Genomic DNA, 8,342 nt, shown 5'->3' with positions numbered 1-8,342 from the left:
GGTGTGCTCATCGGGCACCTCCAGAAAGCAGACGGGGATCGATGCGGGCTTGTAGCACGTCGACGCCCAGGTTCGCGATCACGAAGATGGCGGCGGCGAGCACGACGATCCCCTGCACGACGGGGATGTCCTGGGCGGCGACGGCCTGCTCGGCGAGCCGGCCCAGGCCGGGGCGCCCGTAGACGCTCTCGGTGACGACCGACCCGGCCAGCACTGCGCCCAGGGTGACCCCGGCCACGGTCAGCGCCGGTGAGAGGGCGTTGCGCAGCACGTGCCGGGTGAGCAGGCGCGGACGACGGGCGCCCTTGGCGCGGGCGGTCTGCACGAACGGCGAACCCCAGGTGGCGTCCAGAGAGGAGGCGAACACCTGCGCCATCGACGCGGACACGGGCAGGGCGAGGGTGATGGCGGGCAGCACCAGCGACGTCCAGCCCTCAGCGCCGAACGCGGGCAGCAACCCGAGCCGGAAGGAGAAGATCTGCAGGAGCACCAGCGCCAGCCAGAAGGTGGGGATCGCGACCCCCAGCGGGGGCAGGGAGAGCAGGAAGCGGCGCAGCCAGCCGTGGGAGGTGCTGGTGGCGGCGATCGCGATGACGGCGGCGATGACCACGGCCAGGGACACCGCGATCAGGGCCAGCAGGGCGGTTGCGGGCAGGGCCGCGGCGATCTCACTGGTGACGGGGGAGCCCGTGCTCATGGAATGCCCGAAGTCGCCCCGCAGCGCCGCACCGAGGCGGCTGAGGTACTGCAGCCACACCGGCTGGTCGAAGCCGTACTCGGTGCGCAGCGCCGCCACCTCGGCCGGGTCGACGTTCGCGCCCTGGCCGTCGGCGCCCAGCATGGTCAAGACGGGGTCCGAAGGCAGCAGGAACAGCAGCACGAAGGACGCCGTGAAGGCGGCCCAGAGGACGAAAGCCCCCTGAGCCGCCCGCCGGAACAAGAACCGGATCATCAGCCGATCCAGGTGTCGTACAGCAGGATCTTGGCCTCTCCGTCGACGGCGAACCCGTGGACGTCCTTGCCGAGGCCATACACCCAGGCGCGGGTGAGCTGCGGGATCGCGACGTAGCTCTTGGCGAGTTCGACCGACGCCTCATCCACGAGCGCCTGCCGCTTGGCCGAGTCGGTCTCCCCGGCCTGGGCGGCCAGGGGCGCGTCGGCGGCCGACGGCTGGGCCCGCGAGTAGGCCTGCGCTCCCCCGACGGAGGAGAAGATGCCGCGCAGCACGTCGGGATCGGCCCGCGTCATGTTCCACACGTAGAAGTCGTAGTCGCCTTGCGCGATGGCCTGGGAGGACGCCGCGTTGTCGAGCTTGCGGATCTGGTAGTCGATGCCGACCGTCTTGAGCTGCTGTTGCAGCAGTTCGGCCTGCTCGGGGAACACGTTGATGACGTTGAGGCTGAGCCGGACGCCGTCCTTGACGCGGATGCCGTCGGATCCCAGCGTCCAGCCGGCCTCCTCCAGCGTGGCGGCCGCCGCGGTCGGATCGTGCGTGATGTAGGCGCTCAGATCGGTGAAGTAGGGCGTGTTGGGGCTCAGCAGGCCGGTCGCCGGGGCGAAGCCGGAGCCGTACAGCGTGGTGAGCGCCTCCCGGTCAAGAGCCAGCGAGATCGCCTTGCGGACGGCCTCGTCCCCACCGAGTGCCGAGCTCTGGTTCGCGATCCAGGTCTGCACGAGTCCGGGCGGGCTGGCCACCAGCGTCGAGAAGCCGGAGCCGGTGAGCACGGCCTCGTCCTGGGGCTGGACCAGCGAGACGGAGTTGACCTGGCCGGACTGCAGAGCGCCGACGCGGACGCCGGACTCGCTGAGGAAGGTGAACGTCACCGAGTCGAGGTAGGCCTCACCGGTGTGCTGGGCGGTCGCTGAGGGCCAGGCGTAGCCGGTGCGCTTGGACAGCTTCGCGGAATCGTTCTTGGTGTAGCTGTCGATGACGAACGGCCCGGTGCCCGAGTAGTCCCCCGAGCAGATCTGGTCGGCGGTCTTCTGCGTGTCGGTCGGGGAGATGAACCCCAGCCAGGCGGCCGTCAGCCCCTGCAGGAACTGGATGTTGGGCTGGGCGAAGTCGACCTTCACCGTGGTCGGATCGACCACCGTGGTTCCGGTGTACCCGGCGAGCACCGGTCCGGCGCCGACGGCCTTGGCGCCCAGCGCGGAGATCCGATCGAAGTTGGCCTTCACCGCGGTGGCGTCGAACTTCTCCCCGTTGGAGAAGGTGACGTCGTCGCGCAGGGTGAAGGTGAAGGTCTTGGCGTCGGGGCTGATCTCCCAGGCGGTCGCCAGCCACGGGACGATTTTCCCGGTCTCCGGATCCAGGTCGACCAGCGAGTCGGTGGCTTGGCGAACGATGTTGAGGGCGACGTGGAAGCGCTGCTGGGCGCCGTCGAGGCAGCCGCCCGGCTCGGCCTCCAGCGCGTGGACGTAGTTCCCTCCGGCGACGGGGGTGGTGGCGGCCGAACTGGTCGGCGTGGCCGGTTGGGCGGCACTGCAGGCGGTCAGCGCGAGCAGCGGGGCGAGCGCGACGGCGAGGAGTCGTGCAGGTCTGGTCATCGTGGTTCCTTGGTGTGGTTGCGGTGTGGGATCACAGGGAGGCGACGGCGTCGGCGAAGCGGTCGGCCGCGAGGAGGAGCTGATCGGGGGTGGCGCTGGAGTAGGCGAAGCGGACGAACTCGTCGTAGCGTCCGCTGGCGACGGGGTCGAAGCCGACGCCGAGGGTGAAGTCGACGCCTGCGGCGCGGCCCGCGTCGAGCGCGCGCGCGGCGTCGAGACCGGGGATCTGCGCCCACAGGAACAGTCCGCCCTCGGGCCGGGCGGCCACGAAGCGGTCCCCCAGCCGGGCGGCCAGGGCGTCGTAGAGCACCCGCGATCGTTCGGCGTAGGCCGTGGTGGCGTCCGTGACGACCGCGTCCAGGGCTCCCGGCTGGGTGAGCAGGTCGGTGACGACACGCTGGGTGAGCAGCCCGGCGTGCTGGTCGGTGTTGAGCCGGGTCCGGACGGCGGGGCCCACCAGCCAGGTCGGCAGCACCGCCCAGCCGAGCCTCAGGCCCGGGCCGAGCACCTTGGAGAACGTGTTGGCGTGCACCACCCGGTCGCTGGCCACCTCGAAGTCGGCGACGGATTCCCCCGCAAACCGCAGCCGCTAGTAGGGGTTGTCCGACAAGATCACGAACCCGTACTGCTCGGCCAACTCGGTGATCTGCGTCCAGCGCTGCGCGGTGAGGGTGACGCCGGTCGGGTTCTGGAAGTCGGGAATGACATAGAGCGCCTTGGGGCGGGCGCCCGCCTCCAGCGCGGTCTGCAGGGCGTCGGCGTCGAGGCCGTGTGCGTCGGTGCCGATCGCCTCGACGCGGGCGCCGTAGTACTGCAGCGCGCGCAACGCGAAGGGGTAGGTGGGGTTCTCCACGAGCACCAGGTCGCCCGGCTCGATGAGCGCCTCCAGCGCGTAGGAGATGCTGTGCAGCGCGCCGTTGGTGATGAGCACCTGCTCGAAGGGGACGCCCTGATCTTCGGCGATCCATGCGCGCAACTCGTCGGTGCCAAACGGGCCGTGATACTGCAGGGCGGTCAGCCCCGCGCCGGGATCGGCCAGGACGCGGGCGTAGGACTCGGCGAGCCGGGCGATGGGCAGCACGTCGGGGCCGGGGAAGCCACCGGTGAGGGCGATTCCACCCGGAGCCAGGGGCACCGACGACCGTGCGAACGCCCCGCCGATGGTCTGATCGGCGCCCCGGCGCGACAGTGCGGGGCGGCTCTCGTCCGCGGTGGCTGCACCGGGTTCAGTCAGTGCGGCGGAGTCGGCGAGTTCATGGAAGGAAGGCTTGTAGGTGGTGGTGTCGCTGCTCATGGGCGTGCTCCTTCGAGCGGAGGAAAGGCGAGGCGAGGAATGCTGCGCACCGGCGCAGAAATAGGGACTCACGGCACGCCAAGAACAGCGCACGGGAATCAGCACCACGGCGCGAAGAATCCTCGCGCTCAGGCGTCAGAAAAAGAAAACGTCAACGGGCCTCAGGCCCGGATCACCGCGGTGCGAGTGACCTCAACAACAGCGACAGCAGGGCATCGACAGCATCGTGGGCGCGAGAACAGCGGCCAAGCGATGGACGATGACGGTCATGCCGACTCCTGTACACAGACAGAGTTTCAGGCCCCCGGATGGGGCTGGGGGAACTCTATACACAGCGGGGCCCGATTTACCACAAGTTTCATGCCGTGGACCAATGAGGCCCCACTATCGAAGACTTGACTGCACAGTGCCACCGCCACGAGGCGATCGCTAAACTAGTCAGCATGGCTGAGGTCCGCGGGAGGTTCGTGTTCGATGACAACCTGACGCCCGGCAGGAAGACGAGTGGAGGCTGGAGTCAGAACCTCTACGACGCCGGTGGGCACATGGAGACCCATGCGGACTTCATCCCTGACGACGATGAACCGGAGTCATACGAGCGCAGCGTCGATAAGTCAGGGCTGAGCGACGAGGACCATCGCATGGCCTTGGAGGCAGGTCTTGTTATCGCCGCCGCGCTCGTGGTCGCGTCACCGCATGTCAAGCAGTGGTGGGAGCTTTCCGCCTGGCCGCGTGTGAAGAACCTACTTGCCAACGGGCGTCAGGAACTCCGCGAGTTGAAGTGGGTCCGCCGATCACCCATCACGTCCGAGACGTGCGCACCCGAAGGCCAGCGTCCGAAACTGATGGCCGATGAGGTGCGAGAGCCGGGCCCGGAAGAGTTGCCTGACCCGGTTGAACGGCCAATCCCCCTGGGATCCTCGAAGTCCGCGAATCTTCGACAACTGCAGGCCGGCCCGTCGGATGCGCCCGAGACCAGTTCTGCAGGCGCATCCGATGGTGACTGACTCAAGCGGAGGCTTGACCCGCTGAGAACCGCGGATCGAGCACCAAGAACAGCATCACGCAGGCCAGCAGGACCACCGAGACGGCGACCGGAATCCAACCTCCCAGCCCGTACAGCAGCGTGGCCGCGGTGGGGGCGATGATGAAGGTGAGCCCGTTGGTGGCGCCGATGAGGCCCGCGAGCGCACCCTGCTCCTCATCGCGGACCAGCAACGTCGGGCCCGCGGTGTAGCCCGGGATCGCGAATCCTAGGCCCAGCCCGATCAGCAGCATGGCGACCAGGAGCAGCCACAGGCCGGCGTCCGGCAGCAGGACGACGAACCCCGTCAGGGCGAACGCGACGCCCACCCGCATCAGCCGATGCGGCCCCCAGCCCAGCCTCGGGATGAGCACCACCTGGGAGACCAGCATGCCGATGCCGGCCATCAGGAAGGCGATCCCCGCGAAGGCACCGGCTGCGGTGGCCTCCAGGTGGAGCCGGTCCTGGACGAGGAAGCCGGTGATCACCTGGACGAAGCCGAAGGCCAGGAACATGCCGAACCCGGCGATGAGGTACGGGAGCACCCGCGGGTCGGTTGCCCGCAGCCCGGCGGGCCTCGCCACCAGGGTCGCCGCGTCCGGACGCTGCAGCTTGGCCCACGCCAGGGTCAGCGCGAGCGCGAGCATGACGGGGACGGCGATCATGGGCACCATCAGGCCGAACACCACCAGCACCCCACCGACGATCGCGCCGAGGATGGACGCCGCCCCCTGCGCGGCCCCCACCCCCGCCATGCCCTTCACGCGGGTCGCCTCGTCGGTGGTGACGGCGGCGATGTGTGCCTGAGCGGTCGGCATGACGGCGGCCACGGCCGCCCCGTAACACAGACCGCGCAGCACCAGGAATGCCACGAACAGCGGCACGGGGCCGAGCAACCCGGCCAGTCCCAGCCCGACGACGCCGGCGAACGCGACCATGACGACAGTCGCGAAGCCGAGCGCCGCGATCAGGACGGTGCGGCTCCCCCAGGCTTGCGCGCGGCGTCCCCAGATCGGGCTGAACAGCACGACCATGAGGGCGGCGACGCTGATGGTGAGCCCCACCTGCCATTCGGCCAGCCCGATCTCACGCGACAGCGGCGCGATGATCGGGTTGAGCGTCATCTGGCCGGTGAACGCGATCGCCACCGCCGCCAGGAGGACGCCGACCTGCCCGTTGGCTGAGGCGTCGGCCTTCTTCTGTGTCGAAGCCTGGACGCTCACGAGGTGGCCAGGCTCCAGCCGGCGGCCTCGGTTCGAGCGCGCCAGAACGCGGCGTAGGGACCGTCGTTGGCCATCAAGGTCGCGTGGACGCCGACCTCGGCGATCCGGCCGTCATCGGTGAGGACGACGATCTGGTCGGCGTTCACCACCGTCTCGAGCCGGTGCGCGATGACCAGCCGGGAGCGACCCTCCAGGTGGTGCAGGGCGCGGGAGACCGCCTGTTCGTTGACGGGATCCAGCGCGCTGGTGGCCTCGTCCAGCAGCAGGATGGGGGCGTCCTTCAAGATGGCGCGCGCAATGGAGACGCGCTGTCGTTCTCCGCCGGACAGCAACCCGCCGCCTTCTCCGACCTGCGAGTCTCAGCCGTCCCCCAGCCGGGCGGCGATCTCGTCGACCTCAGCGGCGTGTGCGGCCGCGAACACCTCTTCGTCGCTCGCCTCGGGGCGCCCCATCCGGATGTTGTCCAGGAGCGTCCCCGAGAACAGGTAGACGTCCTGGAACACCAGCGACACGTTCTCCATGGTGGTGGCGGTGCCCAGTTCGCGAACGTCCTGGCCGCCGATCATCACCTGCCCGCTGGTGACGTCGTGGAAGCGGGCGAGCAGTTTGATGAGCGTGCTCTTCCCCGAACCGGAGGGGCCCACCAGCGCGGTGGTGGTCCCCGGCGCGACGCTGAAGCTGATGCCGGTGAGCACGGGGGTGTCGGGGCGGTAGGAGAAGCCGACGTCACGCAGTGCGACGCTGGCGTCCGCCGGGACGGCCGCGGTGGTCGGCTCGGGCAGTTCGGGGGCGTCGAGGATCTCGCGCATCTCGGCCAGCGAGTTGGACGACACGCGCAGCGCCGAGCCCAGGTCGGCGACCTGCATCAGGGGTTCGACGAACCGCAGCGACAGCACGAGCAGGGCGACCAGTGCGGGGACGTCGAGGCTGCCGCCAAGCGTCAGGGCCGTGCCGAGCAGCACCAGCACCGTGATCACGGCCTGGACGGCCACGGCGAAGATCGACATGCCTGCGGCGCCGCCCAGCAGCAGCGAGCGGTAGGTCTTGTGTTGGGCGCCAAGCGCACGCGTCAACTCGTCGTTGCTCGACGCGCTGCCGCGGAATGCCCGGAGCGCGGGCTGCACTCGCGCGAATTCGACGATCCGCCCGGCCGCTTCAGCCGACGCGGCGGCGTACTTGCTGTCGCGGTTGCGGACGATGGTGCCGGTCAGCAGGTAGCCGCCCGCCAGCAGCGGCAGGGAGATGAGCGCGGTCAGCCCGATCCGCCAGTCGATCACGGTCATGCCGATGACAACGGTCAGCGGCGTCCCGACGGCGGTGATGATGGGCCGGACCAGGTGTGCGGGCACCGTGGTGACCTGCATGACGCCCTTGCTGGTCAGGCGCGCGAGGCGTCCGGTGAGCGCCAGGTCGACCGTGCCCAGCGGCAGGCGGGAGATCTTGTCTCCGAGACGGTCATAGAGGCCCACCGATAGGTCGAGGGCCGCCTTCTGGCCGAGCACCGAGCTGAACCACAAGGTGATGGCGAAGCCGAGCGCGGCCGCGGTCAGGGCGCCAGCCCACAGCCACGCCCCGGCGATGTCGCCCAGGATCAGGGCGCGCAGCAGCGGCACGAGCAGCACGAACGTGATGCCTTGGAGGATGGCGGCGACGACCGCGAGCGCGATCATCCCGTCCAGGGTGCGGCCCTTGCCCAGCACCCAGCGCAAGTTGCGGATCATGCCTGGTTCCCTTCGATGTGCGTCGGCGCGACCTCGTCGCTGCCGGTGGCGCGCCACAGCCGGGCGTATTCCCCGTCGCTGGCGAGCAGGTCGTCGTGGCGACCGGATTCGACGATGCGGCCGCCCGAGAGCACCGCGATCTGGTCGGCCTGCCGGATGGTGTAGAGCCGATGGGCGATCACGAGCAGCGTCCGCCCTCGGACGAGTTCGCTGAGCGCCCGCTGGATGGCGACCTCGGAGTCGGGGTCGGCGAACGCGGTCGCTTCGTCGAGGATCAGGATGGGGGTGTCGGCGAGCAGCGCCCGCGCGATGGCGACGCGTTGCCGTTCTCCGCCCGACAATTCCGCGTCGGTGCCGAGCACCGAGTCGTAGCCGCGGGGGAGTTGGCCGATCCGCTCGTCGATCTGCGCGGCGGCGGCGGCCGACCGCACCTCATCGAGGGTGGCCTCGGGACGTCCGAGCGCGATGTTGTCGCGCAGGGACGCGTTGAGCAGGTAGTCGTCGGAGAACACGAACCCGACGCGCTGGTAGAG

5 protein-coding genes and 2 pseudogenes are annotated in these 8,342 nt (G+C 69.6%); 1 reads left to right on the top strand and 6 read right to left on the bottom strand.

Annotation, left to right across the window (positions count from 1 at the left end; translation table 11 throughout):
• Positions 1-7: 7 nt before the first annotated feature.
• The 3 genes and pseudogenes from V7E09_RS11665 to V7E09_RS11655 form a co-directional block, all read right to left on the bottom strand.
• Positions 8-952 carry an ABC transporter permease gene (locus V7E09_RS11665; RefSeq protein ID WP_324512031.1) on the bottom strand — a complete coding sequence of 315 codons (945 nt, stop codon included), beginning with the start codon at positions 950-952 and terminating at the stop codon, positions 8-10.
• Complete coding sequence (locus V7E09_RS11660; protein ID WP_324523429.1) at positions 952-2,547, bottom strand: ABC transporter substrate-binding protein; 1,596 nt, start codon at positions 2,545-2,547, stop codon at positions 952-954. The genes V7E09_RS11665 and V7E09_RS11660 overlap by 1 nt, the downstream gene beginning before the upstream one ends.
• A gap of 31 nt (positions 2,548-2,578) precedes the next feature.
• A pseudogene (locus V7E09_RS11655) lies at positions 2,579-3,841 on the bottom strand (aminotransferase-like domain-containing protein).
• Between the two features lie 443 nt (positions 3,842-4,284).
• On the opposite strand from V7E09_RS11655, the gene V7E09_RS11650 reads away from it, so the two are divergent.
• Positions 4,285-4,848 (top strand): hypothetical protein, encoded by a 564-nt coding sequence (locus V7E09_RS11650; protein ID WP_129459250.1) that lies wholly within the window; start codon positions 4,285-4,287, stop codon positions 4,846-4,848.
• Position 4,849: 1 nt separating this feature from the next.
• Here V7E09_RS11650 and V7E09_RS11645 read toward each other — a convergent pair whose 3' ends face one another.
• From V7E09_RS11645 to V7E09_RS11635, 3 genes and pseudogenes are all read right to left on the bottom strand, one after another.
• Entirely contained in the window at positions 4,850-6,088 is a 1,239-nt protein-coding gene (locus tag V7E09_RS11645; protein WP_324512029.1) for an MFS transporter, read from the bottom strand.
• Positions 6,085-7,758 (bottom strand): annotated as a pseudogene (locus V7E09_RS11640) (ABC transporter ATP-binding protein). Before V7E09_RS11640 ends, V7E09_RS11645 begins: the two are co-directional and overlap by 4 nt.
• 47 nt (positions 7,759-7,805) lie before the next feature.
• The coding region (locus tag V7E09_RS11635; protein ID WP_324523428.1) for an ATP-binding cassette domain-containing protein at positions 7,806-8,342 on the bottom strand (537 nt) is incomplete at its 5' end.

This window comes from Propioniciclava sp. (genome assembly GCF_036744435.1).
GTDB lineage: Bacteria > Actinomycetota > Actinomycetes > Propionibacteriales > Propionibacteriaceae > Propioniciclava.
Note: the sequence above shows the minus strand (reverse complement) of the source record. Positions and strands in the feature narration are given on the sequence as shown.